The 25341-nt window shown below is 60.7% G+C and carries 26 protein-coding genes and 1 pseudogene; 6 read left to right on the plus strand and 21 right to left on the minus strand.

Annotated features, from left to right (window positions below):
- Nucleotides 1-3 precede the first annotated feature (3 nt).
- From AC1Q5O_RS26145 to AC1Q5O_RS26180, 8 genes are all read right to left on the minus strand, one after another.
- Nucleotides 4-753, minus strand: a complete 750-nt coding sequence (locus AC1Q5O_RS26145; RefSeq protein WP_062653186.1) for an electron transfer flavoprotein subunit beta/FixA family protein — start codon at nt 751-753, stop codon at nt 4-6.
- Nucleotides 754-777: 24 nt separating this feature from the next.
- A complete protein-coding gene (locus AC1Q5O_RS26150) occupies nt 778-1575 on the minus strand; it encodes an HpcH/HpaI aldolase/citrate lyase family protein (RefSeq protein ID WP_062653184.1) in 798 nt (265 codons plus the stop codon).
- Nucleotides 1572-2441, minus strand: a complete 870-nt coding sequence (locus AC1Q5O_RS26155) for an HTD2 family dehydratase (RefSeq protein ID WP_062653182.1) — start codon at nt 2439-2441, stop codon at nt 1572-1574. Before AC1Q5O_RS26155 ends, AC1Q5O_RS26150 begins: the two co-directional genes overlap by 4 nt.
- On the minus strand, nt 2438-3565 hold the full coding sequence (locus tag AC1Q5O_RS26160; RefSeq protein ID WP_062653180.1) for a CaiB/BaiF CoA transferase family protein: 1128 nt from the start codon (nt 3563-3565) through the stop codon (nt 2438-2440). The genes AC1Q5O_RS26155 and AC1Q5O_RS26160 overlap by 4 nt, the downstream gene beginning before the upstream one ends.
- The gene (locus AC1Q5O_RS26165; RefSeq protein WP_492566969.1) at nt 3565-4728 is read right to left on the minus strand and encodes an acyl-CoA dehydrogenase family protein; all 1164 of its coding nucleotides are present in this window, start codon (nt 4726-4728) and stop codon (nt 3565-3567) included. The genes AC1Q5O_RS26160 and AC1Q5O_RS26165 overlap by 1 nt, the downstream gene beginning before the upstream one ends.
- 170 nt (nt 4729-4898) lie before the next feature.
- The gene (locus AC1Q5O_RS26170) at nt 4899-5825 is read right to left on the minus strand and encodes a LysR family transcriptional regulator (RefSeq protein WP_062653176.1); all 927 of its coding nucleotides are present in this window, start codon (nt 5823-5825) and stop codon (nt 4899-4901) included.
- 88 nt (nt 5826-5913) lie between these two features.
- Nucleotides 5914-6804, minus strand: a complete 891-nt coding sequence (locus AC1Q5O_RS26175; protein ID WP_279874727.1) for an MBL fold metallo-hydrolase — start codon at nt 6802-6804, stop codon at nt 5914-5916.
- The gene (locus AC1Q5O_RS26180) at nt 6801-7328 is read right to left on the minus strand and encodes a nuclear transport factor 2 family protein (RefSeq protein WP_062653174.1); all 528 of its coding nucleotides are present in this window, start codon (nt 7326-7328) and stop codon (nt 6801-6803) included. The genes AC1Q5O_RS26175 and AC1Q5O_RS26180 overlap by 4 nt, the downstream gene beginning before the upstream one ends.
- Nucleotides 7329-7548: 220 nt before the next feature.
- Between AC1Q5O_RS26180 and AC1Q5O_RS26185 the strand changes: the two genes are divergently transcribed.
- Complete coding sequence (locus AC1Q5O_RS26185; protein WP_062653172.1) at nt 7549-8376, plus strand: IclR family transcriptional regulator domain-containing protein; 828 nt, start codon at nt 7549-7551, stop codon at nt 8374-8376.
- A 42-nt stretch (nt 8377-8418) separates the two neighbouring features.
- Here the strand turns inward: AC1Q5O_RS26185 and AC1Q5O_RS26190 are convergent, their stop codons facing one another.
- The 11 genes from AC1Q5O_RS26190 to AC1Q5O_RS26240 form a co-directional block, all read right to left on the minus strand.
- Nucleotides 8419-9057 carry a glutathione S-transferase family protein gene (locus tag AC1Q5O_RS26190; protein WP_062653170.1) on the minus strand — a complete coding sequence of 213 codons (639 nt, stop codon included), beginning with the start codon at nt 9055-9057 and terminating at the stop codon, nt 8419-8421.
- Between the two features lie 36 nt (nt 9058-9093).
- Entirely contained in the window at nt 9094-10248 is a 1155-nt protein-coding gene (locus AC1Q5O_RS26195; RefSeq protein WP_492566973.1) for an acyl-CoA dehydrogenase family protein, read from the minus strand.
- 51 nt (nt 10249-10299) lie between these two features.
- Nucleotides 10300-11103, minus strand: coding sequence for an enoyl-CoA hydratase/isomerase family protein (locus AC1Q5O_RS26200; RefSeq protein ID WP_062653166.1), 804 nt, complete (start codon nt 11101-11103; stop codon nt 10300-10302).
- A 14-nt stretch (nt 11104-11117) separates the two neighbouring features.
- A complete protein-coding gene (locus AC1Q5O_RS26205) occupies nt 11118-11861 on the minus strand; it encodes an SDR family oxidoreductase (protein WP_062653164.1) in 744 nt (247 codons plus the stop codon).
- Nucleotides 11862-11872: 11 nt separating this feature from the next.
- On the minus strand, nt 11873-13045 hold the full coding sequence (locus AC1Q5O_RS26210) for a thiolase family protein (protein ID WP_479341252.1): 1173 nt from the start codon (nt 13043-13045) through the stop codon (nt 11873-11875).
- Nucleotides 13046-13094: 49 nt separating this feature from the next.
- The gene (locus AC1Q5O_RS26215) at nt 13095-13388 is read right to left on the minus strand and encodes a DUF1330 domain-containing protein (RefSeq protein ID WP_062653160.1); all 294 of its coding nucleotides are present in this window, start codon (nt 13386-13388) and stop codon (nt 13095-13097) included.
- Nucleotides 13389-13415: 27 nt separating this feature from the next.
- The gene (locus AC1Q5O_RS26220; RefSeq protein ID WP_062653158.1) at nt 13416-14612 is read right to left on the minus strand and encodes an acetyl-CoA C-acetyltransferase; all 1197 of its coding nucleotides are present in this window, start codon (nt 14610-14612) and stop codon (nt 13416-13418) included.
- Between the two features lie 200 nt (nt 14613-14812).
- A complete protein-coding gene (locus AC1Q5O_RS26225) occupies nt 14813-15523 on the minus strand; it encodes an ABC transporter ATP-binding protein (RefSeq protein WP_062653156.1) in 711 nt (236 codons plus the stop codon).
- Nucleotides 15520-17223, minus strand: a complete 1704-nt coding sequence (locus AC1Q5O_RS26230) for a branched-chain amino acid ABC transporter ATP-binding protein/permease (RefSeq protein WP_062653154.1) — start codon at nt 17221-17223, stop codon at nt 15520-15522. Before AC1Q5O_RS26230 ends, AC1Q5O_RS26225 begins: the two co-directional genes overlap by 4 nt.
- Before the next feature lie 12 nt (nt 17224-17235).
- Nucleotides 17236-18102 carry a branched-chain amino acid ABC transporter permease gene (locus AC1Q5O_RS26235; protein WP_062653152.1) on the minus strand — a complete coding sequence of 289 codons (867 nt, stop codon included), beginning with the start codon at nt 18100-18102 and terminating at the stop codon, nt 17236-17238.
- A gap of 85 nt (nt 18103-18187) precedes the next feature.
- Nucleotides 18188-19345 carry an ABC transporter substrate-binding protein gene (locus tag AC1Q5O_RS26240; RefSeq protein ID WP_210287349.1) on the minus strand — a complete coding sequence of 386 codons (1158 nt, stop codon included), beginning with the start codon at nt 19343-19345 and terminating at the stop codon, nt 18188-18190.
- 346 nt (nt 19346-19691) lie between these two features.
- Here AC1Q5O_RS26240 and AC1Q5O_RS26245 point away from each other — a divergent pair, with 346 nt between their 5' ends.
- The 5 genes and pseudogenes from AC1Q5O_RS26245 to AC1Q5O_RS26265 form a co-directional block, all read left to right on the plus strand.
- The gene (locus AC1Q5O_RS26245; RefSeq protein ID WP_210172048.1) at nt 19692-20369 is read left to right on the plus strand and encodes a 3-oxoacid CoA-transferase subunit A; all 678 of its coding nucleotides are present in this window, start codon (nt 19692-19694) and stop codon (nt 20367-20369) included.
- 10 nt (nt 20370-20379) lie between these two features.
- Nucleotides 20380-21033, plus strand: coding sequence for a 3-oxoacid CoA-transferase subunit B (locus AC1Q5O_RS26250; protein WP_062653148.1), 654 nt, complete (start codon nt 20380-20382; stop codon nt 21031-21033).
- A 142-nt stretch (nt 21034-21175) separates the two neighbouring features.
- Nucleotides 21176-22381, plus strand: a complete 1206-nt coding sequence (locus AC1Q5O_RS26255) for an acetyl-CoA hydrolase/transferase family protein (protein WP_156393951.1) — start codon at nt 21176-21178, stop codon at nt 22379-22381.
- A gap of 105 nt (nt 22382-22486) precedes the next feature.
- Nucleotides 22487-23275 (plus strand): alpha/beta fold hydrolase, encoded by a 789-nt coding sequence (locus AC1Q5O_RS26260; RefSeq protein ID WP_062653146.1) that lies wholly within the window; start codon nt 22487-22489, stop codon nt 23273-23275.
- Nucleotides 23276-23425: 150 nt separating this feature from the next.
- Nucleotides 23426-23895, plus strand: a pseudogene (locus tag AC1Q5O_RS26265) (IS6 family transposase); the annotation flags it as partial.
- Nucleotides 23896-24029: 134 nt separating this feature from the next.
- Here AC1Q5O_RS26265 and catA read toward each other — a convergent pair.
- Both catA and catC read right to left on the minus strand, forming a co-directional pair.
- Entirely contained in the window at nt 24030-24968 is a 939-nt protein-coding gene (gene catA / locus AC1Q5O_RS26270; protein WP_062653144.1) for a catechol 1,2-dioxygenase, read from the minus strand.
- A gap of 73 nt (nt 24969-25041) precedes the next feature.
- Nucleotides 25042-25332 carry a muconolactone Delta-isomerase gene (catC, locus tag AC1Q5O_RS26275; RefSeq protein ID WP_062653142.1) on the minus strand — a complete coding sequence of 97 codons (291 nt, stop codon included), beginning with the start codon at nt 25330-25332 and terminating at the stop codon, nt 25042-25044.
- Nucleotides 25333-25341 lie beyond the last annotated feature (9 nt).

Consider the following 25341-nt stretch of genomic DNA (forward strand, 5'->3'; position numbering starts at 1 on the left):
CGCTTAAAGCACGCCGGCTTCGGTCTTGAGTTTCTCGACGAGCTCCGCCACGCTCTTGACCTTGATGCCCGCCTTGCGGCCGGCCGGTTCTTCCGTCTTCACCACCTTGAGGCGCGGCGAAACATCGACGCCGAGATCGGCCGGGCTCTTCTTGTCGAGCGGCTTCTTCTTCGCCTTCATGATGTTCGGAAGCGAGGCATAGCGCGGCTCGTTGAGGCGCAGATCCGTCGTCACCACCGCCGGAAGCTTCAGCGCGATGGTCTGCAGACCGCCATCGACCTCGCGGGTGACGGCCACCGAACCATCGCCCAGTTCCACCTTCGAGGCAAACGTCGCCTGCGGGAAGCCCGTCAGCGCCGAGAGCATCTGGCCGGTCTGGTTGGCGTCGTCATCGATCGCCTGCTTGCCGAGAATGACCAGGCCCGGCTCTTCCGTGGCAACCACGGCCTTCAGCAGCTTCGCCACCGCCAGCGGCTCGACCGTCCCGTCGGTCTCGATCAGGATGGCGCGGTCTGCACCCATCGCCAGCGCCGTGCGCAGCGTCTCCTCGGCCTTGGCCGGTCCAATCGACACCGCAACCACTTCCGTCGCCTTGCCCGCTTCCTTCAAACGCAGCGCCTCTTCCACCGCAATCTCGTCAAACGGGTTCATCGACATCTTCACATTCGCCAACTCAACGCCACTGCCATCCGTCTTCACACGGATCTTCACGTTGTAGTCAACAACCCGCTTAACGGGCACGAGAATCTTCATAAGGCTTCCTCCTCATTGCAAATATCAGGTGGTCTGACGCGCCGCCCTGGCCAGAATGGCGCGTGCACGAATGCGCACCGGCTCATCCACCATCGCTCCGTCAACGCTCACCGCGCCATCGCCACTGACAAGAACCTTGTTCGCCCAATCGATTTCCCGGGCAACGGGCCGGAAGCCCGCCAAGATCGGCCCGACCTGTTTCGGATGAATGGCGAGCTTGCCACCGAAGCCAAGATCACATGCATGACGGGCATCCGTCGTTACGAGTTCCGCGTCTTCGATAACCGTCGTCACACCATCGACCGGTGCGGCAAGACCGGCAAGACGCGACGCCAGAACCAGTTCAGAACGGGCGCAGAGAAGCGCTTCACGCGTATGGGCACATCCCAGATCGGCACAGAAATCCACTGAGCCGAAAATCAACCGCTCGACCCCTGCGAGAGAAGCAATCTGTCGTGCCTCGGCAAGCCCCCGCGCGGTTTCAATCAGAGCCATAACCGGTACGTGGCTGATGGCCGCAAGCGCCGCAAGATCGCCACCCAGTTCCGCCTTGGGCACGATAATGCCTCCCAGCGGCAGGGTTGCCGCCGCCTTCAGGTCATCGGCATGCCACGGCGTTCCCTCACCATTGATCCGCAGGAAAACAGGCCGGTCGGTAAAGCTGACGTCCAGCGCCGCCCGAGCGGTCTCTTTCGCATCCGGCGCGACGGCATCCTCCAGATCGACGATGACCGCATCCGCCCCGGACGCCGCCGCCTTCATGAACCGCTCCGGGCGATTACCGGGAACGAACAGCGGTGCTGTGAAATGTCCGAGGATCATTCCCAGACGGCCTCCGCGCTTAGTCCCACAGGGCCGCCTTCCCGCGCCGTCCACAACCTGAGCCCCCGGTCAGTCTCGACCGCATGCAGAAAAATCCTGTCGTGATCAAAGAGCGGCGACTGTCCGCGGAATGTAAAGCGCTTCGGCACGTTGCCCTTCAGATCGCGGGCAAAATTCAGGAGCAGGGTTGCCTGCAGGGGACCGTGCACGACAAGACCGGGATAATGCTCGACATGAACAGCATAGGGTTGATCGTAATGAATGCGGTGACCGTTGAAAGTCAGGGCGGAATAGCGAAAGAGCAGGGTGGGATCTACCGGAACCGAGCGGGTATACGTCCCGGTCGACGCTGGCTCGGCAGGATCGTCCGTCTTCACCGTCTCAGCCGCGGTCGCCGCTTCCCGATAGACGATATCCTGCTTTTCCTCGACGACCACATGACCATCCACCTCGGAACGATGCTCGACCGTGACGAAGCAGAGCAGGCCGGTGCGACCATGCTTGATCACGACATCCACGATGCGTGAATTGCGGGTCACGGCGTCGCCTACATGGAAATCCCCATGAAAGGTCAGGCTGCTGCCTGCCCACATGCGACGTGGCAACGGAACGGGTGGCAGAAAACCACCCTTCTGCGGATGACCGTCATGCCCGAGAAGACTGCCGCGAACAACGGGTTGCGCCAGACAGTAATTGATCAGCAGCGGGGCAATATCACCCGTCACCGGCAAATCCGCCGTCAGATCGAGCGTTGCATTGAATTTTTGGACCAGATCGATGGAAACGGTATCAATTGCCGTTTCCTGACGGCCAATCCACGAGCGGAGATGCTCGACATCGATTGCCGTGGAATGCGTATCGCTCATCGTGTGTTCTCCTTGGGATTTCCATGCTGGCCAAGTGCGGGCACGGCGCCGTAGCTGCGCGGCGCATCGATAAAGATCGGCGCAGGCGCGGGACAGGCAACAGGGCCGGCTTCGGTTTCCACCATAATCCGCCGCAAATGCGGGTGTTGCGACAACCCGGCCATGTCATTGATGGAAGCGAATGCCGTATCGGCCTTCACCATACGGCATATGGCCTCCTCCTCCGTCAGCGAGACGAAGACACTGGCAACCAGTGCGGCAGTCTCGGCATAGTTCGAGACGCGCGCCACGTTGGTCGCGTAGAGCGGGTCTGCTGCCTTTTCCGGCTGTCGCAGAACCTCGGCACAGAACTGTGCCCATTCACGCTCGCTCTGAATGGAGATGAGAATGGCCTTGCCCCCCTTCGTGGCAAAAACGCCATAGGGCGCGATGGACGGATGCGCCAGACCGAGACGCCGGGGCGGGTTTCCACCCTCCGCCTGCAGTAGCGGCACCGTCAACCATTCGGCCATCACATCGAACATCGAAACCCGGATATCCGCGCCTTGCCCGGTGATCGAGCGCGCGATCAGGGCTTCGAGAATGGCGGCATGGGCCGTCGCGCCCGTGGCAATATCGACCACCGAAATGCCGACGCGCGCCGGCTCGTCCGGGCCACCGGTTATGGAGGACAGTCCGGCTTCCGCCTGGATGAGCAGGTCATAGGCCTTGCGCCCAGCCATCGGCCCATCCTCACCAAAGCCGCTGATCGAGCAGAGGATGAGCCGCGGATAGGCTTCACGCAGCCGCGCCAAGCCGAAACCCAGCCGATCCAATGCGCCGGGCTTCAGGTTCTGAACCACCACATCGGCCTGTGCGATGAGATCGCTCAGCACCTGCCTGCCCTCTGGCAAAGAGAGATCAAGGACAAGCGACTCCTTGCCGCGATTGAGCCAGACGAAATAACTGCTCTGCCCGGCGCAGACATCGTCATAACCCCGGGCGAAGTCCCCCTCCGGCCGCTCGATCTTGACGACATGGGCGCCCGCGTCGGCCAGACGTGCCGAGCAGAAAGGCGCGGCAACCGCCTGCTCGATGGCAATGACCCGGATGCCTTCGAGAGGAAGGCGGGACGACCGCGTCATCAGAACGACCTCGGCAGGCCGAGAACATGCTCCGCCACATAGCTCAGAATGAGATTGGTGGAGATGGGGGCAACCTGATAAAGGCGCGTTTCCCTGAACTTTCGTTCGACATCGTACTCGCAGGCAAAACCGAAACCGCCATGGAACTGAAGGCAGGCGTTGGCGGCCTCCCACGAAGCCTTGGCGGCCAGATACTTGGCCATATTGGCCTGTGCACCGCACGGTTCATGCGCATCGTAAAGCCGGCAGGCCTCGTAGCGCATCAGATTGGCGGCTTCGATTTCGATATAACTTTCCGCGATCGGGAACTGCACGCCCTGATTCTGGCCGATCGGGCGTCCGAAAACCTGGCGATCCTTCACATATTCGGACACTTTCTCGACAAACCAGTAGCCATCGCCAATGCACTCGGCCGCAATCAATGTGCGCTCCGCATTGAGACCGGTGAGAATATACTTGAAGCCCTGCCCTTCTTCGCCGATCAGGTTTTCCGCCGGAATTTCAAGATTCTCGAAAAAGAGCTCGTTGGTCTCGTGATTGACCATATTGAGGATCGGCTGGACAGTCATGCCCTTGCCGATGGCATCCTTCAGATCGACGATGAAGATGGACATGCCTTCCGACTTCTTCGCCACCCGGTCAAGCGGCGTGGTGCGCGCCAGAAGGATCATCAGGTCAGAATGCTGGACACGGGAAATCCACACCTTCTGTCCATTGATGATGTAACGATCCCCCCTGCGGACCGCCGTCGTCTTGATGCGCGTGGTATCGGTTCCGGTCGTCGGCTCCGTCACGCCCATGGACTGAAGACGCAGCTCGCCGGACGCGATTTTCGGCAGATAGCGTTTGCGCTGCTCCTCCGAACCATGCCGGACCAGCGTGTTCATATTGTACATCTGACCATGGCAGGCCCCGGAATTGCCTCCGGAACGGTTGATCTCCTCCATGATGACGGAGGCCTCCGTCAGACCGAGGCCCGATCCACCATATTCTTCCGGGATAAGGGCAGCCATCCAGCCCGCCTTCGTCAACGCATCGACGAATTCCTCCGGATAACCACGCGCTTCATCGATCCGACGATGATATTCGGATGGAAACCCGGCGCAAAGCGCGCGAACCGCATCGCGAATATCCTGAAAATCCTTACCACGCGTGACCTGCATGTGCCTTCTCCAATCCGCGATACCCGATACAGGCCCAGGCGGCGGGCGGGCAGGCCGCCATTGTTTAGCCCGGGGCCAATTTCTCTCTGTTTTTAAGAGCTTGCAGATCGTGACGCCAATAGAGTTGCGCTCAATGAGCTATGCCGGTTTGCGATAGGCAGCCGCCCGGCTCACGCCAGCATGGTGCCTGCCCATCCGCGCTGGGAAACGAATTCATTCGCGACATCGATGAATGTATTGGCAATGAACTGGGCGGCATCGGTCAATCCACGATCACAGGCCGATACGATGACCAGCGTGCGGGTTGGAGCGGGATCGAAGATCGGCACGGCCTGCAACCGCCCTTCCAGAACGGCGTCATAAACAGGCGGCAAGGGCAGAATCGTCGAGCCGAAACCATTGCGGACCAGAGCCACGATGGCATTGAGCGAATCCGCCTCGACCGACGGCTTGAGCGTGATGCCGGCGCGAAGGGCGCAGGCATCGAGAATCTTGCGCAGCCCATGCCGCTGGCTGGGCAGCACCAGCCGCTCCCCCGCCAGCCGGGAGAATGCAATGCCGGCTTCGCCATCGTCCGCGCATTGGTTATGACGGATCAGAAGAAGATTTTCGATCATCACCGGGCGAACCCGCAGACTGGCCACCCGCTCGGGATCATAGGACAATGCAACATCGATATCCCCGCTCTGCAGCCAGTCGAGCAGATAGCCGCTGAATGCCGAGGTGAAACGCACGGCAAGATCAGGATGTTCGGCAGCCGCTCTCTGGGCCAGCGGCACGGTGGCGAACTCTGCCACGGTGGGCGTAACACCAATCACGACCTCCCCTGCCAGCTTCTCCGTCCGCGAAGCGGCCAGCCTGCGGATGTCTTCCAGTTCGTCCATGACCTTTATGGCGTGGCCGATAATTTTGCCGCCCATCGTGGTGGGCACCATGCCGCGTCCGTCCCGGTCGAACAGAACGACATCCAGTTCCTCCTCGAGAAGTCTTATCTTGCGGCTCAAGGCGGGCTGGACGATGTTGAGCCGCGCGGATGCCTTGCTGATGCTTCCAAGCTCCGCGACATGAATCAGGGTTCTGAGCTGCCCGATATCCATAAGAGGCACCTTCCATCAGATTCCGGAACTGGAGAGGACGCGACCCGCACGCCTCTCCCGCGTGATGACAACATGACCCGATGAGGCGTTACGGCCAGAGCGCACCTTCGAACCGGTAGCCATCGCCCTGCTTGCGCACATAACCACAGTAAGGCGCACCGAAATGCATGGGCATGATCAACGTGCCGCGCTCGGCAGCGTCCGCCAGCACCCGCGCCCGCGTTGCCCTGGCCACCTCGGGAAGCTGGCAATAGGCGGTATTGATGTCGGGCCGCAGGATCTGGATCGGTGAGTGGAACACGTCAGCGCAGAACAGCCCCTCCTTGCCTTCCGAATTCAAACGATAGCTCAACATGCCCGGTGTATGGCCGGGAACGGGCTCGACATTCAGACAACCCGCGATGATGCCTGCATCGTCGCTGATGAAATCGACCAGTCCTGCATCGATGACAGGCGCAACACTATCCTGCCAGCTCCGGTCCATGGTCAGATCCGACCCGTCGCGCTCGGCCTTGGCCAGATGCTCGTAATCGTTCTGCGGCATGAGATAGCGGGCATTCGGGAAAGCCGGACGCCACTGACCATCATCCAGAACGGTATTCCATCCGGTATGATCGGCATGAAGATGAGTCTGCACGACGTGGGTCACGTCCGCAAATCCCGCACCTGCGGCCTGCAGCCATTCCGGCACGCGATTGTTCAAGGCATTCATGCGCGCAGGTCCGCGCGTCTTGCCGTTGCCGACACCGGTGTCGATGAGAATGACCTTGCCATCGATCTGCACGATCCAGATCTGGATGGTCACCACCAACCGATTCATTGCCGGGACATAGTGATGCGGCGCGAGTTCCGTCGACAGGCTGGCCAGATCCTCCGGCGTCAGATCGGGAAAGAGAAAGGCCGGATCGTGCGTCGGTGCCGAATATTCCACGACACGGGTCACACGCGCCCTGCCAATCATTCTGCTCTGCATCATCATGCCACCGCTTCCTTGTGCTTGCGATCCTGCCAGCGGGCAGCCTGCGCTTCCGCGTCGAGCGGCAAGCCCTGCGGATCGATATAGACGGGGCGTCCGACGAAGCCCTCCGTCAACGGCGCGAAATAGTAGAAGGTGATCTTGCGCTTGCGGAACCGCCAGACACCGTCTTCCTTGCGGAACTCATCGTCGTAATGCCCGGCAGAGACATAGGAGACCCCGTTCTTGACCGAAAGATACTGCATCGAGATGCGGCCGGTGGCCGTGATGCCATCGAGTTTCACCGTGGCGTTTGTGCAGAAGTGCCAGAAGCCCTGGGCAATGCCATCCACCGTGTCCCGGAAAAAGCGCAGAACTTCATCCCGCCCCTTCACATGGGCAAGCCCCTGGAATTCGCCGTCCTGCGTGAACAATCCGGCCAGCGCGTTCCAGTCCCGGTCATCCAGAACGTGGCAATAGTGGGCGCGCAATTCCGTAATTGCCATGCGATCTTCAATCGCACCGATACGCTGTTCCAGTTCGCTCATGTATTCCTCCCTGACATGATCCTCGCGAATGCTTCCGCTCCTCGGCGACCGAACCGCTCCATCGGAGCGGGCGGCACGCCCGAAAGCATCCATCAATGTTCGTAATGCGAACATTTGTTCAAAATGTAGATTCCCTTACGCCGCAATGTCAAGTATAGAGAAGCAAAAGGTGCGGCTCCAAACCGCCGGAAATTCACGAACACCGGGAGCGCCAGGAAAGATGAGCAAGACGATGACACCGGAAACAGACGACAGTCCGGACACGGACGACGACAAGCGCGGTTCGGATTTCGTCGTCGCCGTCGCGCGTGGCATGAGCATACTGGAATGTTTCACCAGCCCGGCCGCTGTCAAGCAGCAGGGTCGGATGACGCTGACCGATGCCGCCAAGCTGACGGGCCTGAGCCGCGGCACAGCACGCCGCCTGCTGCTGACCCTGAAAGAGATCAATTATGTCGATTTCGATGGCAAATTCTTCTGGCTTACGCCCAAACTGGTGAACCTTTCCCGTGGCTTTCTGATGCCCCGCGGCTTGGGCGACGGTTCGTCCGCAATCCTGCACAAGCTGACGGAAGAACTCGACGAATCCGCCTCGGTCGGCATTCTGGATGGGGCAGAAATCGTCTATATTGACCGCGCGGAAATCCGCCGCATCTATTCCTCGCGCATCGTCAACGGCACGCGCCTGCCTGCCGCCTACACGTCCATCGGCCGGGTGCTGCTGGCATCCCTTGCGGACGAGGAGCTCAATCGCTGGCTTTCGGCGCATCCACTCAAGCAATTGACACCGAACTCGATCACTGAACGCGACAGGTTCTGGCAGGAAATTTCCCGCATCCGGTCGCAGGGCTATGCAATCAATGACGAGGAGCTTGAAATCGGCATTCGCTCGATCGCCGTCCCAATCATGGGCGCCAACCATCGGATCACGACGGCACTGAATGCCTCGACCGTAACGGCACGTCACAGCGTGGACGATCTGAAGAACACCTTCCTGCCCGCACTGCAGAGGGCAGCCGAAAAGCTCAGCCAGACCATGGGCTGGTAACGAAAACGGCGGGCCATGGCTGGCAAGGCCCGCCGGAGGGCTTCAACTCGCGGGGCGCGGATCGTCGCGGAATGCCGTCGCGATCACCGAAGGGCGTTCGCTGAAGCCCTGATGCCAGGCCGCCAGGGCCGGTCGCCCCTCACGCCACTGATCGGCTGCGAAGCGGAAATCGAGGTAACAAAGCGCCACGCCGATTGCCAGATGACCAGCATCGAAAGGCCGCGCCTCAAGGTTCGGAACATGTGCCTCCAGCCAGTCAAGCACGGCATTCGCCTTCTTCCTGCAGGTGGCGATAATCCGTTCGTCGCGCTTGTCGTCCGGGCGCAAAACCGCCTCGATCAACCGCGTCATGGCAATATCGATCAACCCCGTACCGATCGCATCGTCGCGCAGGGCGACGAGACGCACTTCGGGGTCGGATGGCAACAGAGTAACCGCTCCTCCGGCCTGCTGGTCCGCCCATTCGATGATGACGCGTGAATCGACCAGTACCGGTTCGCCTTCCCGCTCCAATGTCGGAATCTTGACCAGTGGATTGACCGGAAAGAAGCTTTCCGGCGGAAAGATCGGATCAGCCAGGGTCCGCACGGTCTCAACCTGATCGGCAATCCCCTTTTCGTGCAGCGCCACCATAACCTTGCGGACATAAGGCGAGCGCGGCGACCAGTGCAGTCGGTTCATTTCAATTCCTCCCATTGTTTCCATCCGTCCGGGCCTTCAGCGCCAGGCGCTGATGCCCGTCAATTCCCGGCCATGGATAAGCGCGAGAATGCCCTGGGTGCCATCCGGTACCTGGAACACGCGCGCGTCCTGCCAAAGCTGCGCCAGACCGAGTTCCTCCGTGATCCCCATTCCGCCGCAAATATGCATGGCCTTGTTGATTACATCGACAGCGGCCTGCGTCGCCAGCCGTTTCGCCATGGCCGAAACACCATTGCCCCGGCGCCCCGAATCGAGATTGGCAAGCGCCATCAGGCAGGTCAGGCGCGCGCTGACCAGAGCGGCCTCCATATCGGACAATTCCTGCTGTATCAGTTGGCGCGCCGCGAGCGGTGCTCCAAACTGCCGGCGGTCCATGGCGTGCTGCATGGCGACGTCGAACGCACGCCGGGCGATTGCAAGCGTCATGAGCCCGATCAGCGGCCGGTTGGCATTCCACACGATGGTCATGTATTTGCCGGCATCGCCAGGCTCGCCGATGAGGTGATGCAGCGGCACCTCCGTGCGATCGAACACCACTTCGCAGAGGTGCCCCTGTTTGAGACCGGCCAGAGCGGTTTCATGCAATCCGACCCGGGCCTTGGCCAGATCGACAAAAACGCGCTGCGGAATGGGTCGCCCCTGTTCATCCTTGCCAGTGGAGCAGGACACGACCATGCAGTCGCAGATCGACGCGTTGGTGATCCACATCTTGGTGCCGGTTATGAATGCCCGGTCGCCCTCGATTTCCAGCCGCGTGGAAACGGCATTGGAATCCGATCCCGCATTCGGCTCGGAATTCGCGGTGCAGATGATCTTCCGGCCCGCAATGAAGTCCGGCAGGTAATGGTTGCGAAGGGCTTCATTGGCGCCAGCGCTGAAGCGGGTCATCGAGCCGTCATGGGAAAGAAGCGACAGGGCGATGGCCGGCGGCAACTGTTCCATCACCAGACCGTAACTCAGCATGGAAAGGCCGGAGCCACCCAGTTCCTCCGGCAACCGCGCGGCGGCAATGCCAAACCCGGCCAGATGTTCGTAGATTTCCAGCATCGCCGATTTCGGCAGCGGCTTGTCCTTGTCGTGACGGTCCAGAATGGGCTGGAGCGTGTCGGCAGACATGCGCCGCACCGATTCCACAAGGATTTCCTGTTCTTCGTCGAGTTCAAAATTCATCGTTTCGTTCCGTAATCGGGGGAAGATGGATCAAGTCACCAGCTGGGCGTGTCATCGGCCCGCATAGGCTGGCTTGCGCTTTTCCGCGAAGGCTCTGCGCCCCTCGATCCTGTCCGCGCTATCGCGCAGAAGGCCCCAGCCGGCATTCGAGTGAGCAACGAAATCACGCGGGGCCATATGGGCCGTCTCCAGCGCCAGCTTCTTGACCATCTGCACCGCGAGCGGGCCGTTGGCGGCGATTTTCGCGGCCAGGTCGAAGGCGGTTTGCAGAAGGGCATCGCCCGGCACGACATCGCTGACGAGCCCGATCCGCAGCGCCTCGTCGGCCTTGATGCGCCCGCCCGTCAGCGCCAGCTTCATCGCATGGGCGGCAGGCAGCGCCCGCAGCAGATATTGCACGCCGCCGACTGCCGGCACACTGGCGACAGTCACTTCCGGCAAGGCAAAGCTCGCCGTCTCGCTGGCAATCCGCAGGTCGCATTGCAGGGCAAGCTCCAGTCCGCCCCCGAGGCAATAGCCATTGATGGCCGCGATGACAGGTTTCCACAGATCGAGATCGTTCAGGTCCAGCAAACGGGTATAGCCACCCAGATCGGCCTCAGCCTCGCGGCTCTTCAACACGCCCGCGGCAAACGAGGTTTCCGCCGGCATCGTCGCCTTCAGATTTGCGCCGGTACTGAAAGCCTTTTCCCCTGTTCCCGTCACGATGATGCAACGGATGTTGTCGTCATCACGGCAATCGGCAAGGTGCCGGCGCAGGCTGCGCAGTTCCTCGACCGTCAGGGCATTCATGGAATCAGGCGCATTCAGTTCGAGAACGGCAATGTGCCCGGTATCTTTTCTCTCCACGCTCATTCGTCCGCTTCCTTTCATACGCTGGGGCTGGAAAGCGAGCGGCCACCGCACACATAGAGCAGTTGGCCAGTCACATAGCTGTTGTCAGGGTCGGCGAAAAACAGAACCGCCTTCGCGATGTCGTCCGGCTGACCGATACGGCCAACCGGCACGGTCTTCTTGAGCTTGTCGCGCACCTCATCGGCATAGCTGAGAAGAAGCGGCGTCTCGACGATACCCGGTGCAATGGCATTGACCGTGATGCCCTTGCTGGCCAGTTCCAGCGCCAGCGTGCGGGTCAGGCTCACCACGCCCCCCTTGGACGCCGAATAGTTCGCCTGCCCGAACCCGCCGAGCCAGGCACGGGAGGAAATGTTGACGATGCGCCCGAACCCCGCTTCGATCATGCCCGGCACGACGGCGCGGCAGCAGAGAAACTGCGACTTGAGGTTCACGGAAAGAACGAAGTCCCAATCCTCCTCGCTCATGTTGACGATGCGCTTGTCGCGGGAGACACCGGCATTGTTCACCAGAAGCGAAGGGGTCTTGCCCTGTTCCTTGAGCGCTTCGACTGCCGCCGACACCGCCTCTCCGGAGGTGACATCGACCGTCTGCGGCGCCAGACGTCCGGCATCCGGCCCTGCCTCGGCGACCAGAGCATCGAGTGCCGCCGGATCACGGTCCCACACCGAAACCGTCCATCCCTTGTCCAGCAGGGCACGGGAAATGGCACGCCCGATGCCCTGCGCCCCGCCCGTCACGATGGCTGTCCGTTCCATGGCCGACCTCCTCAAACCGAAAGAATGGTGACGCAGGCAACGGCCGAATCGCCGGCAAGCTGGCCGCCATTGTTTTCCGCCAGAGCGACCCGGGCACCTTCACGCTGGCGTGGTCCGCTTTGTCCCCTGAGTTGCTGGGTCAACTCCACGATCTGGGCCGCACCGGTCGCGCCGATCGGGTGGCCACGGCTCAGCAACCCGCCGCTCGGGTTGACCGGCACCCGCCCGCCGATATCCGTTGCACCGGAGCGCAGAAGCCCTATGGCGCCGCCCGGTTCGCAAAGCCCGATATTCTCGTAGTGGATGAGTTCGGCTGGGGCGGAGGCGTCGTGCAGTTCCACCACATCGAGATCCTGCGGACCGAGACCGGCAATTTCATAGGCCTTGCGCGAGGCGGTGACGGCCACCGGCTCGCGCTCACCGGAGGTTCTGGCCGTGACGACCGCCGACGCACGAACGCGAACCGGCTTGACCGCAAGCTTGCGGGCAAAGTCGTCGGAGCACAGCAGGATGGCCGCAGCCCCGTCCCCGATGGACGAGCACATGAAAAGTGTCAGCGGATCGCTGATCATCCGGCTTGCCAGCACCTCTTCCACGCTCGTCTCGTTGCGAAACTGCGCTACGGGATTGAGATGACCGGCCCGCCGGCTCTTGACCACGACGCGGGCAAAGTCTTCCCGCGTTCCGCCGGTCGCTTCCATCCATTTGCGCGCCTTGGCGGCGTAAAGGTCCATGAACAGCGACCCGCTTCCGGCCTGATAGCCTTCCGGCAGCGGTTCCTCCAGATCGACCGCGCGGGCGAAAACCTCGAAGGAAACCCGCTTGTCTTCATGCGACAGCCTTTCGCAACCCACGACAAGCGCCGTTTCGGCCTGGCCGCTGGCAATCGTCAGCCATGCAAGGTGGAATGCGCTGCTGCTGGAAGCGCAGGCGTTCTCGATGTTGAACATCGGTTTGCCATCCAGCCCGGTATTGCGTAGCGCCGCCTCGGCGCGGATCATTTCCTGACCGGTGACCAGACCGGCGGCCGCGTTGCCAAAGAACACCTGGTCGACCTGATGCGGTTGCACACCGGCATCGCTCAGGGCCGCGCTCACGGCTTCCTCCGAAAACGATTTCAGATTGCGCTCCAGGAATTTTCCGAAACGGGTAATACCGACGCCGGCAACGATGACTTCTCTCATGTCTCTCTTCCCTCAATCGCGTGAAGCGGGTGCCCGAAGGGCCTGTCCGCTATTCGACGCCCTGCACCGCCCAGACGTCGAGAACGCCCAGGCCATCGCGCAATGGCTTGATTTCATTTTTATATTCAGTGGAATGCCAGAACCGGTCGATGGCTTCGAGCGATGGAAACCGGAACAGCGTGAAACGGTCGTGAGCGAAATCGCCCTCAAGTACTCGCGCCTGCCCGCGGCGCACGACATATTCACCGCCATGCCGGGCAATGCAGTCCGCGACGCGCGCCTGATAGGGCTCCCATCCTTCGGTGCTGATGACTTTTGTCAGCACGGCCATATAGGCAACCATCGCGTTCTCCTCCGCCTCTTGAGGTGCTCAAACCCGCTCGAACAGCGCGGCCATGCCCATGCCACCGCCAATGCACATGCTCTCGAGCCCGTAACGGGCCTTTCGCCGGTCCATTTCGTGCAGCAGGGTGGCAAGCATGCGAATGCCGGTCGCGCCGATGGGGTGCCCCAGCGAAATGCCGGAACCGTTGACGTTCACCCGGTCGAAATCATCGATTTCAAGCGCCTTCAGAACCGCGAGCGCCTGCGTTGCAAACGCCTCGTTCAGCTCGATCAGATCGATCCTGTCGAGCGAAACACCTGTCCGTTCAAGCACACGTCTCGTTGCCGGTACCGGACCGATGCCCATCCGGTTCGGCTCCACACCGACCGCCGACCATCCGGCAAGGCGTGCCATTGGCTGAAGGTCATGCTGCTTCAGATAGTCTTCACTGACGACAAGGCAGGCGGCGGAGGCATCGTTTTGCTGGCTGGAATTCCCCGCCGTGCAAACGCCCTGCGGCAACAGTGTCGGCAACCGTGCCAACTGCGCCTCGTTACTGTCTTCGCGGATACCTTCATCCTGTGCGAACAGGGTCGTCTCACCCTTGCGACCGGGCACCGCGACAGGAACGACCTCGGATTCAAACCGCTTTTCCCGCCAGGCGGCGGCCGCCAGTTGGTGGCTGCGCACGGCGAAGGCATCGGCCTCTTCACGCGAAATGCCATAGTCACGCGCCAGATTGTCCGCTGTCTCCGGCATGCCGGAAATCTGCCCGAACCGCTCCACAGGCTGCGACTTTACCCGCCCCCGGTCGAGCCGGTCGTGGAACTGGACGCTCCCCATCCGGTGGCCCCAGCGCATGTCGGTCGTGTAGAACTCGATGTTGCTCATGCTCTCCACGCCGACCGCCAGAACGGCATCCGCCTGACCGGTCTGGACCTGCATGGCCGCAGTCACCACGGCCTGAAGGCCGGAGCCGCAACGCCGGTCGAGTGTGAAGCCCGGCACTTCGATCGGCAGCCCCGCCGCCAGAGCGCCATAACGCCCGATGCAAGGCGCTTCGCTGGAGGCATAAGACTGCGAAGCCACGACATCGCCGATGGTTTCGGGGGGAATGCCGGTCTGCTTCAGCAAAGCCTGTATGATGTGAACCATCAACGCGTCGGCCGTCAGGGGTCGCAGGGCGCCGCCGAAACGCCCGATAGGCGTGCGCAGGGGAGAAACGATAAAAGCGTCCTTCATGCTACCTCCCCGACCGTTCGGCAAATGCCAGCTGCACTTCCATTTGTTCGCTTGTTGGACTTTTGTTCGTATTTTGCAAAGGGTAGACTCCCCCGTTCATTCCGTCTTTCGAGTGGTTCATCCCACCTGTCAGGGAAGGCCCGATCCTGGGTCTTCGACAGGAAGAGCCGGCGCCGCAGCGCCGGGAAAATGCCAGAAGTTCAGAAAAGCTCCACCAGACGTGCATGGTCATTCAGCGGGGCGGGATCGCCTTCGTAAATCACCCCGCCAGTCTTCAGAACCATGACGCGATCGGCGATGGGCAGCGAATATTTGATGTTCTGCTCCACCACGATGACCGAAGCGTCGAAGCGCGCCTTGATCTCGGCAATCGACTCCATCACCCGCCCCACGAGATTGGGAGCAAGGCCGATGGACGGCTCATCAAGGATCAGTACACGCGGCCCATGCATCAGCGCCATGCCGATGGCCAGCATCTGCTTCTGCCCGCCCGAAAACGTCCCGGCAATCTGCCCGGCACGGTCGCGGAGAATGGGAAACATCCCGTAGATCTCCTCGATCCGCTTTTTCTTCTTGGCGGTATCGGCATCGACGAAACCGCCCAGCTCCAGATTGTCGCGCACTGTCAGGCTGGGAAAAATGCCATGCCCCTGCGGCACGAAGGCAATGCCCTCGGCCACATTGCGGGCCGGAATACGCCCGGTGATCGCGTGCCCGTCGTAGAACACCTCGCCCGACATGGGCTTCAGCAGGCCGAAAATCGCCCGCATCAGCGTCGTCTTGCCAGCGCCGTTGTGCCCCAGCACGAGAAGCGTCTCCCCGTGCGCAAGGCGAAGGTCTATACCCTGAACGGCTTTCTTCTTGCCGTAGCCTGCGCTCAGACCCCTTGTTTCCAGAATGGGACCGGTCATTTGAAATACCTTTCAGCCAGCTCGGGATTGTTCATGAGCTCGTCGGGCTTGCCGACAGCCATGGTGCGTCCCTCGTCCAGGAAGAAAACCTCGTCGCAGAGTTCCTTGATGACATCGAGATTGTGCTCGATGATGCAGACGGCCTTGCCGTGTTCAGCGAGTTTGCGGATCACCGGGAAGATGTCGTGCAGCGTGGTCTGGTCGAGACCTGACATCGGCTCGTCGAACAGCAGGACTTCCGCACCCGTCGCCAGAAGGCGGGCCACGACCAGCAGTTTCTCTTCCGCGTAGGACAGATCGGCGGCCGTCTCATAGGCCCGGTCGTGAAGTTCGACAAAGCGCAGGATATGCATGGCCTTGCGCATAGCCTCCTGCTCCCGGCGGCGAACGGCCACGGGGGTCAGGAACAGCCGCCAGATGCCGCGCACTTTCTGGCCGGGCAAGGCGACCATCACGTTCTCCAGCACCGTCATATTGGTGAACAACCGAAGATCCTGGAACGAGCGCGCCACACCGGCATCGACCAGTTCATGCGGCTTCATGCGGGCAATATCCTTGCCATGCAGCAGGATCTGGCCGGAAGTCGGCTTGAGAAAGCCCGTCAGCAGGTTGAAGGCGGTGGTCTTGCCAGCACCGTTCGGGCCGAGCAGTCCGGTAATGCGGCCCTTCTTCAGCGAGATCGAAAAGTCGGATACCGCCACGACGCCCCCGAAGCGCTTGCCGAGATTGCGGCCTTCAAGCACAATCTCATCTCGCTTGCCACCTTCCGATGAAAGCAGTGCTTCGTCATCGGTCCTGTCATCGCCACCATCCGGAGAAACCCACATCGCCTTACGGCCTCGCGGTTCGGGAAGAAGGCCTTGCGGAGCGAAAACCAGAACCGCCATCAACACGCACCCGTAAAGAACCAGACGAATCTTGTCGGCGATGTCCACCGGCAGCGGCAGGAACTTGAGCAGTTCCGGCAGAATGATAAGGATGGCTGCCCCCAGCACGGAGCCGCGCAAATTGCCCACACCACCGAGAATGACCATGGCGAGAATGTAGATGGTTTCGTTGATGGAAAAGCTTTCCGCGCTGACATAGCTGAAATACTGCGCAAACAGCGAGCCTGCCACGGCGGCAAGACCGGCCGAGATGGCGAAAACCGCAACCTTCATGAACAGGATGTCGAGACCCACGGCCTGGGCGGCGGATTCATTGTCACGCATGGCACGCAGCGCCCGGCCGAAGGGCGAGCGGATGAGAACCCGCGCGATGCAGTAACACAGCACGAGAGCGATGAACGCGACGATCATGAAGCGGAACGGCGTATCGATGACGAGATTGCCGAAATGGTAAGGCGGAATGCCGCCGATGCCGTCAGTGCCGCCCGTCAATGATTTCCAGTTCAGGATGACCTGAAGAACGATGATCTGCAGCGCCAGCGACACGATCACGAGATAGTGCCCGTTCACGCGCAAGGCGGGCAATGCGATGATCGTGCTCAAGAGCATCGCAAACAGCACCGAACCGAGGAGCGGCAGCGGGAAGGCAAGCCCGAGCTTGGTGGTCAGGATCGCGGTCGTATAGGCACCGATCGCATAGAGCGCCGCATGGGACAGTGCAAACAGCCCGGCAAACCCGATGAGAAGATTGAAAGAGGTCGCGAGGATGGCGTAAAGGCAAAACAGCACGCCGATATGATAAAGAAAGTCCATTTGGTGTCCTCCCTACCTGCGCGCGAGACTGAAAAGGCCGTGCGGGCGCAAAAGGATCATCAAGAAGAGCACGATGAAGGCGATGGAGCTCTGCCATTCGGTCGATATTTTCCACAGACCGAGGCTTTCAACGAGGCCGAGCAGGAAACCGCCTGCAATAGCACCGCGCAGCGAGCCGACACCGCCGACGATCACGGCGACAAAGCCCATGAAGACGGCCGTAAAGCCCATATGCGTGCTGGCGCCATCCTTGAGGGTGACCAACAAGGCAGCAATGGCGGACAGGGCCGAACCAAGGGCAAAGACGAGGATCGAAACCCGCGCGGTATCAATACCGATGACGCGCGCCATTTCCGGATCGTCGGTCATGGCCATGATGGCTTTGCCGTAACGTGTGTAATTCACGAACAGATATAGCAGCACGCAGACGAGCAGGAAGCTGACGACCTGCCAGACATGGATCGACGTAAAGAACGCCGGTCCAAGAAAATGGATGCTGGTCTCCACATCAATGGTGCGCGCACCGGTCCCGAAAATGATCCCGACCAGGTTTTCGAGGACGATCGTCAGGCCGAGCGAAGCGATCAGCGGAATGAGAGGGCTGACGCCTCTGCGCTCCAGCGGTTGATAAAGGCCGACATAGGAGGCAACGCCAAGCCCCATCGCAACCACGACACCCGCCGCAAGCCCAAGAAAGATCGGTGCGCCCATATAGCCGGACACAAACCAGGCTACGTAAGCACCGAAAGTGAAAATTGAACCGAAGGCGAAATGCACGATCCGCGTCGTCGCAAAGATCAGCCCGAAGCCCAGCCCGAGAAGTGCGTAATGGCTGCCGTTCACGATGCCATTCAGCAATAGCTGTATCACAAGGTCCATGATCGACCCTCTACTTGATGTCAGGAATGGATGTGGAGGGGGCGGACAGACCGCCCCCGGGGCTCAAGCCCGGCCGCAAGGCCTTTCAATCGAGGCTGACATACTGAACGAACTTGCCCTTGCCCTCTTCAACCTTGAAGATGGCGACGCGCTTCTTGGCAACGCCGTTGGACTGATAGGTCATCGAGCCACCATAAACGCTGTCAAAGACCGGGTTTTCGCGAATGGCCGAGATCAGCTTGCGGCCGTCCCAGTAATCACCGCCCTTTGCTCGGGCACGGCGGATTGCTTCTGCGAGAACATAGACGTTCTCGTAGTAGTTGGCGGCGTAGAATTCCGGGTCTTCGCCATAACGTGCCTTATAGGCGGCGGCAAAATCCCGCGACCATGGATACTCGTCCGACGGGGTGAAGTAGTCGGAGGCATATTCGAAACCTTCGACCTGGCTGCCGGCGATTTCCTTGATGTCACCGGTATACTCGATACCAATCAGCGGTGCCTTCACGCCAAATTCACGCAGCTTCTTGATGGCCAGACCCGATTCCGGGCTGAACAGCCACAAGCCGACCCAGCTCGGATTGGAAACGCGGACCTTGGCCACCTGCGTATCGATGTTCGATGCACCCAGTTCGACGAACTCGGTCGCCACAACCTTGTGTCCGGCCTTTTCCCAATAAGGCTGGGCCGAGGCGGCGACACTTTCGCCTGCATCGTTCTTCCAGACCATCTGCGCCATGTCGCCCAGACCGCGCGTTTCCGCCCACTTGACTGCGGCAAGCCCCAAATCAGAGGCCAGCGTGCGATTGTGGAACATGTTCTGCGAAGCCTTGAGCAGCGCTGCGCTGGTACCACCACCGTTCAGCAGCAAAATCCCCTTTTCGTCCGCAATCGGCGCAATCGCCAGCGTCGGCGGCGAAAAGGAGGTCAGGACAGCCTGAACCTTGTGAATGCTGATCAGCCGATTCATGGCGGAAACGCCTTCCTTGGCGACACCGCTCTTGTGATCCTCGATGATCGCCTCCAGCGGAATGCCATCGACCCCACCCTTGGCGTTGATCTCGTCAACGGCCAACTGAATGGCGCGGCTCATGACCTTGCCATACCAGTCCGCCTTGCCACTCATGGCCAGAATGGCCCCGAATTTATAGCTGGCTGGGTCGTTGGGCTTTTCCTGCGCCGAAGCGCCTCCGGCGAATGCAAGCAGACCTGCCGCCATCACCGATGCAATGATTTTCCTCACCATCTTCCTCCTCCCTGAAGAAGCGTATGTTGTCTCCACGATGTCCGCAATACGAACATTTGTTCGATAAACAGGATAGACGATGTTTTGAGGCCGTCAAGCGCCCTGCGTTCGCAAACCTCTGACAACGTGCGGAGTCTCCGGTTATCGCATTGATATAAATAAGTATTAATTGCGCTCCGCAGCAAATCCTCCACCTGGAACGCCCTCGGCAACCCGTTTGCCAGCTTGACAACGCCAAATCACATTGCAATATTTGATGGACATTTGTCCGTATTACGAACATTTTGCACCTAAAAGATGTTCGCGGCCCGGACTACAAACGGCGTCTCTGGGAGGAGAGGGAATGATTGACAAGACCATCGCAACGGTTGCCCAGGCATTGGAGGGGCTGGAACACGGCAACACGCTCCTGCTCGGCGGCTTCGGCGCCGTAGGGCAGGCGACGCACCTGATCGAGGGTGTTCTCGAAACGGGCGCGCGCGATCTCACGGTTGTCGCCAACAATGCCGGATATGGCCAGGTCGGTCTGGCGCGGCTGCTGCGTGAGGGGCGCGTTCGAAAGCTGATCTGCAGCTATCCCCGCATTCCCGGCTCCACGATCTTTGAGGAACTCTACCGCGAGGGCAAGCTGGAGCTGGAGCTTGTGCCGCAGGGCACGCTGGCGGAGCGGATGCGCGCCGCTGGTGCGGGCATTCCCGCCTTCTTCACCCCGACAGGATTCGGTACCCGGCTGGCAGATGGCAAGGAAGTCCGCGATTATAACGGGCGCGAATGTGTACTGGAAACCGCGCTTTACGGCGACGTCGCCCTCATCGAGGCATGGGAGGCTGATCGCTGGGGTAACCTGACCTACAAGGCGTCCGGCAGAAACTTCAACCCGGTTTGCGCCATGGCTGCCAAGCTGACGATCGCGCAGGCGCAACATCTCCTGCCGCTCGGCGACATGGACCCGGAACGGGTCGTCACGCCCGGAATTTTCGTCAACCGGGTCGTCCACATCCCCTACGGTTCCCCTGCTGCTTGAGGTTTCTCATATGAACAATTCATGGACAGCCCGCACCCGCGACCAGATCGCGGCCCGTATCGCCCGCGATATTCCCGAGGGCTGGTACGTCAACCTTGGTATCGGCGTGCCGACGCTGGTCGCCAACCATGTGCCCAATGATATCGAGGTCGTCTTTCACGCTGAAAACGGCATCCTCGGCATCGGCCCTGCCGCCACGCCAGAAACACTGGACCCCTGGCTCATCAATGCCGGCAAACAGCATGTGACGCTCAACCCCGGCGGAAGCTATTTCCACCACGCTGACAGCTTCGCAATGATACGGGGACGACATCTCGACCTCTGCGTGCTTGGCGCCTATGAGGTGGCGGTGGGTGGCGACATCGCCAACTGGGCACGATCGGACAGCGACTTTGCGCCCGCTGTCGGTGGCGCGATGGATCTGGCTGTCGGTGCACGCCGGGTCTGGGTTGCGATGGAACACGTGACGAAAACCGGTGCGCCGCGTCTGGTCGAGCGATGCTCCTACCCACTGACAGCCCAACGCTCGGTCGGCCGCCTCTATACCGATCTCGCAGTGCTTGACGTGCTGCCGCACGGGTTCCGCGTCGTCGATATGGTCGAGGGTATGTCGCTGGCGGAATTGCAGAACCGCACCGCCGCGCCGCTCGAACTGGCGGCCTGAGCAGGCTTGCCAACAAATGTCGGCGACATTTCCGGCCAACGGCCCGGCTCTTTCATTCCAGGGGAACACCATGGACACATTCCAGGGGCGCAAGCGCCGTCACCCGGTGGCTACCCGGTCTATCCACGCGGATGACCTGCACATGCAGGACTGGGTCGCTCCCGGCGCGATGGTCGCGTGGGGACAGGCTGGAGCGGAGCCGGTGACGCTGACGGCCGCGCTGATGCGCGACCGTCACGCCATAGGCGGCTTTCGGGCCGGTATAGGCCTGACACTATCCGAAGCAGCCTCACCTGCTTTTGGCGACGCCGTACGCTTTATCTCATACTGCGCGAGCGCCAATAACAGGCGGCTGGCCAAAGCGGGCATGCTGGATATTCTGCCCGTGCCCTATTCGCAGTTCGCCAGTGCGCTCCAACCGGTCGATGTCCTTATGCTGCATTTACCGCCGGCCGATAAAAATGGCCGGCACAGCCTGGGGCTGGTGCAGGAATATCTGTTACCCCTGATAGGATCAGCCCGGATCATCATCGCCGAAATCAACGACCAAATGCCGTATGTGTTCGGCGAAGCGTCCATCGCGACCGACGAAATCGACGCCATCATTTCCACGTCACGCCCTCTGCTGGAACTGCCGCCGATCGTACCCGGCCCCATTGAAAAGCAGGTGGCACACAATGTCGCCGGGCTGATCGATGATGGTTCGACCTTGCAACTGGGGCTTGGGCAAATTCCCGAAGCCGTGCTCGACGCTCTCGTGCAGCATCGTAGCCTTGGCGTCCATTCGGGCGTCATCGGCGATGGTGTTGCAACGCTCATGGAGACCGGCGTGATCAACAACGCCTGCAAACCGGTCAACACGGGAGTGACAGTCACAGGCTGGCTGCTCGGCAGCCGAAGGCTCTACGAATTTGCTCGCGAAAATCCCGCGATCCTGGTCTGCGGCACGCATTACACACACGACCCCGCCGTGTTGGCCAGCCAGAATAAACTCGCCGCCATCAACTCGGCGATCGAGGTTGATCTGACCGGCCAGATCAATGCTGAAACCGTCGGCTCGTCCTATGTCGGCGGCGTTGGAGGTGCTGCGGATTTCATTCGTGGCGCCCATAGATCGCCGGGCGGCCTGCCGATCATCGCCCTGCCCTCGACGGTCGCCACATCCGGAAAGAGCAGGATCGTCGCTCGGCTTTCCGGCCCGGTGAGTACGCCGCGCAGCGAGGCCGGACTGATCGTAACCGAGCACGGTGTCGCGGATCTTCGCGGACGCAGCCTTCACGAACGGCGAAAACTAATGCTGGCCATTGCCGCACCGGAACATCGTGAGCAGCTTGAACAGGAGAAATAGGCCGGCACCTTCCATATCCGGGCCATGCCTCTAAAACAGCTATATAAGTGATCCGACCTTCACCGGACATGCGTCCGTCAAGCTATGCCTCTCAGGAAACAAGACATGATCGAACTCAACGCCGATGTCGATCCGATTAGCGAGAAGCCGCCTTTACTTCTCCTGCACGGCATGATGTCCAGCCGGAATCATTGGCGACTCAACGAAGGATTAGCGCGTCATTTCAGGCGAATTCGGGTGGAGCTCCCCGGCCACGGCTTGTCGCCTGCAACGGATGAACCACTCGACTACACCCCGGATGCGCTTGTCGCCGCACTCGATCATGTCAGGGCGCGGCTGGGGATTGATCGCTGGTATATTTGCGGCCAGAGTTTTGGTGCGGCACTCACCCTGCGCTACGCGCTGGACAGGCCCGAACACGTCATCGCCCAAGCCTTTTCCAATGCCAGTGCGGCCTTCAGAACCACACCGTCACCGGAATGGCACATGGAAAATGACGCACGCATTGCCGACATGCAGCAGCACGGACGCGAAGCCCTGCGGCGCTTTCGTTTCCATCCCGCTCACGCCCGGCGATTTCAGTCCGACATTCGGGAGCAACTGACGCATGATGCGGACAACGCCTCGTTGACCGGCATCGTCAATCTGTTCCGCTTCACGCTGCCAGACCTGTCAATCCGTTCGCGGTTCGGATCGACGCCAGTTCCGACCTTGCTTGTCAACGGTCGTTACGAACGCGCCTTCCAGACCGTCCGAGAGTATGTTGCAGCAACACTGCCTTGCGCGAGAATCGCCGATCTCGATGGAGGTCACTCCATCAATGTCGAACAACCCGTTCTGTTTGATAAGGAGGTCAGCAGCTTCTTCATGGAGTTCACCTTCTCATCACTTTGAAGCATCTGCAATCTTGGATTCATACGAAGAAAATCGGCCATCTGAACGAAGGAACCGATGCGCACAAGCGTCACCCGTGGGGTGGTGATCTGACGGGGTGAAGGACGGGATCGCTCGGGTCAGCGAGGTCGTCTTCCAAATGCCGTTTGGCTGTACCTTCGTTTTCGGCTCAGCCTGCGCATGGTCGAGGATCTGCTTGCAGTTCGTGGTACTGTCGTTTCGCACCAGACCGTGCGGCTATGGGCGGAAAAGTTCGGACGGCAGGTCGGCTCGGCGACAAATGGCACCTTAATGAAGTTATCTCCATTGGCGGCAAGAAGCACTGGCTGTGGTGGGCCGCCGCCAAACGTCTAATGCGAAAGCTTCTCAAAGGGCAAAGACATGCGCCGCGCGTCTTGATCACAGATAAGTTGAGATCCTACGGCGCCGCAAGGCGCGACGTCATCCCCGGCGTCGAACATCGTTCGCACAAAGGCCTGAACAACCGGGCGGAGAATTCCCACCAACCGACCCGGCGTCGAGAACGGATCATGAAGAGCTTCAAGTCAGCCCGACATCTCCAGCGTTTCGTTTCAATTCATGACCCTGTTGCCAACCTTTTTCACATTCCACGCCATGGGATCTAATCAGACTATCATCGCGAAATGAGAGCCACCGCCATGCAGATTCACTGCCCGCTGCCCCAGATTTCCCGCACCGCATGGCGGTCTTGCCCGGTCTGCCGCAAGGCGGCACCGGGCAAGGCCCGAAGGCGTCAGGCGGCAGCGCGCTTGCGCTGGTCGTTCACCTGGTTATCCACCCCGTCGATCAGCGCGGTCAGGTAAAAGTCGAACGTGATCTCGGCGAAGGGGCCGTTGAGGTTGTTCGCATGGATACTTACCTCGTCGTCACGCTCGATGACGCTCGGCACCAGCCCCTCGCGGGTTGCATAGGCGAAGTCGTCGTTGACCAGCGGATCGCCCTCGATGTTGATCTGCGTCGTCAGTTTCCGGTGTCCATCGGCGCTGACGAAGAAGTGGATATGCGCCGGGCGCTGGCCATGACGGCCAAGGGCCGAGAGCAGCTTTTCAGTCGGGCTGCCCGGAGGCACGCCGTAGCCGGAAGGCAGGATGCTCTGGAACTTGTACCCGCCGTTCTCGTCGGCGATGATCGTGCGGCGCATATTGAAGGGCGCCTGCACGCCTGTCGGGTCGAAATGCGAATAGAATCCGCGGGTGTCACAGTGCCAGACCTCGACCTTGGCGCCCGGCAGCGGCTTCCCGTCCGCGCCACGCACCACGCCGTGCATGATCATCGTGTGGCCGTTCAGATCCCTGCCGTCGTCGAGCCGCGCGAAGCCGGTCGAGACCGGGGCGCCCGCGACGTAGAGCGGGCCTTCGATGGTGCGCGGCGTCGGATTGTCGATACCGATCGAGGCGTCGATCGCGTCGAGCCGCTCGTCGATGAAATGATCGAGGCCGAGGCCGGGCGAGATCAGCCCCGCCTGGCCGGCTGCGCCGATATCGTTCAGCCATGCGATGCCGGTCCAGTATTCGTCGGGCGTGATGTTCAGGTCATCGATGGCCCTGAACAGGTCGGTCATCAGCCGATGCACGATTTCCTTCATGCGCGGACTGCCGCCCGCCTTGTCGAGCCCGCTCAGCACGGTCAGGAATTGTTGCACATCGGGCCGGTCGAAAATCTTGACGTTCACGGTTTTTCTCCTCCTGGAATCTTAGGTAAACTCGGTCATGCGAAATTCTCCCGCCAACCTCTGGCGCGCGGGATCAGCTATCGTCGTCGCGGATCGAAGACGGATGACGAAGAAGGGGCGTCACGGCGATGTCCATGAACTTGAACAGCGGTAAACCCGTCAGGATCTCATGCAGCTCGGTATTGTCGCGGACGTCGAAGATGCTGAAGTTCGCATATTCCCCCGCGAGGCGCCAGATATGGCGCCATTTGCCGCTACGCTGCAGTTCCTGCGAATAGGCCTTTTCCCGAGCGAGGATCTCGGCCGCCTCTTCGGCGGGAAGATCGCGGGGAATGCGGACATCCATGCGGACGTGGAACAGCATCCTGGTCTC

It is taken from the genome of Phyllobacterium sp. MT110, from assembly GCF_058792715.1.

Coding starts and splice junctions, on each gene's coding strand:
- AC1Q5O_RS26145 (WP_062653186.1), bottom strand. CDS start 753: ATGAAGATTCTCGTGCCCGTTAAGCGGGTTGTTGACTACAACGTGAAG.
- AC1Q5O_RS26150 (WP_062653184.1), bottom strand. CDS start 1,575: ATGATCCTCGGACATTTCACAGCACCGCTGTTCGTTCCCGGTAATCGC.
- AC1Q5O_RS26155 (WP_062653182.1), bottom strand. CDS start 2,441: ATGAGCGATACGCATTCCACGGCAATCGATGTCGAGCATCTCCGCTCG.
- AC1Q5O_RS26160 (WP_062653180.1), bottom strand. CDS start 3,565: ATGACGCGGTCGTCCCGCCTTCCTCTCGAAGGCATCCGGGTCATTGCC.
- AC1Q5O_RS26165 (WP_492566969.1), bottom strand. CDS start 4,728: ATGCAGGTCACGCGTGGTAAGGATTTTCAGGATATTCGCGATGCGGTT.
- AC1Q5O_RS26170 (WP_062653176.1), bottom strand. CDS start 5,825: ATGGATATCGGGCAGCTCAGAACCCTGATTCATGTCGCGGAGCTTGGA.
- AC1Q5O_RS26175 (WP_279874727.1), bottom strand. CDS start 6,804: ATGATGATGCAGAGCAGAATGATTGGCAGGGCGCGTGTGACCCGTGTC.
- AC1Q5O_RS26180 (WP_062653174.1), bottom strand. CDS start 7,328: ATGAGCGAACTGGAACAGCGTATCGGTGCGATTGAAGATCGCATGGCA.
- AC1Q5O_RS26185 (WP_062653172.1), top strand. CDS start 7,549: ATGAGCAAGACGATGACACCGGAAACAGACGACAGTCCGGACACGGAC.
- AC1Q5O_RS26190 (WP_062653170.1), bottom strand. CDS start 9,057: ATGAACCGACTGCACTGGTCGCCGCGCTCGCCTTATGTCCGCAAGGTT.
- AC1Q5O_RS26195 (WP_492566973.1), bottom strand. CDS start 10,248: ATGAATTTTGAACTCGACGAAGAACAGGAAATCCTTGTGGAATCGGTG.
- AC1Q5O_RS26200 (WP_062653166.1), bottom strand. CDS start 11,103: ATGAGCGTGGAGAGAAAAGATACCGGGCACATTGCCGTTCTCGAACTG.
- AC1Q5O_RS26205 (WP_062653164.1), bottom strand. CDS start 11,861: ATGGAACGGACAGCCATCGTGACGGGCGGGGCGCAGGGCATCGGGCGT.
- AC1Q5O_RS26210 (WP_479341252.1), bottom strand. CDS start 13,045: ATGAGAGAAGTCATCGTTGCCGGCGTCGGTATTACCCGTTTCGGAAAA.
- AC1Q5O_RS26215 (WP_062653160.1), bottom strand. CDS start 13,388: ATGGTTGCCTATATGGCCGTGCTGACAAAAGTCATCAGCACCGAAGGA.
- AC1Q5O_RS26220 (WP_062653158.1), bottom strand. CDS start 14,612: ATGAAGGACGCTTTTATCGTTTCTCCCCTGCGCACGCCTATCGGGCGT.
- AC1Q5O_RS26225 (WP_062653156.1), bottom strand. CDS start 15,523: ATGACCGGTCCCATTCTGGAAACAAGGGGTCTGAGCGCAGGCTACGGC.
- AC1Q5O_RS26230 (WP_062653154.1), bottom strand. CDS start 17,223: ATGGACTTTCTTTATCATATCGGCGTGCTGTTTTGCCTTTACGCCATC.
- AC1Q5O_RS26235 (WP_062653152.1), bottom strand. CDS start 18,102: ATGGACCTTGTGATACAGCTATTGCTGAATGGCATCGTGAACGGCAGC.
- AC1Q5O_RS26240 (WP_210287349.1), bottom strand. CDS start 19,345: ATGGTGAGGAAAATCATTGCATCGGTGATGGCGGCAGGTCTGCTTGCA.
- AC1Q5O_RS26250 (WP_062653148.1), top strand. CDS start 20,380: ATGAACAATTCATGGACAGCCCGCACCCGCGACCAGATCGCGGCCCGT.
- AC1Q5O_RS26255 (WP_156393951.1), top strand. CDS start 21,176: ATGCAGGACTGGGTCGCTCCCGGCGCGATGGTCGCGTGGGGACAGGCT.
- AC1Q5O_RS26260 (WP_062653146.1), top strand. CDS start 22,487: ATGATCGAACTCAACGCCGATGTCGATCCGATTAGCGAGAAGCCGCCT.
- catC (WP_062653142.1), bottom strand. CDS start 25,332: ATGCTGTTCCACGTCCGCATGGATGTCCGCATTCCCCGCGATCTTCCC.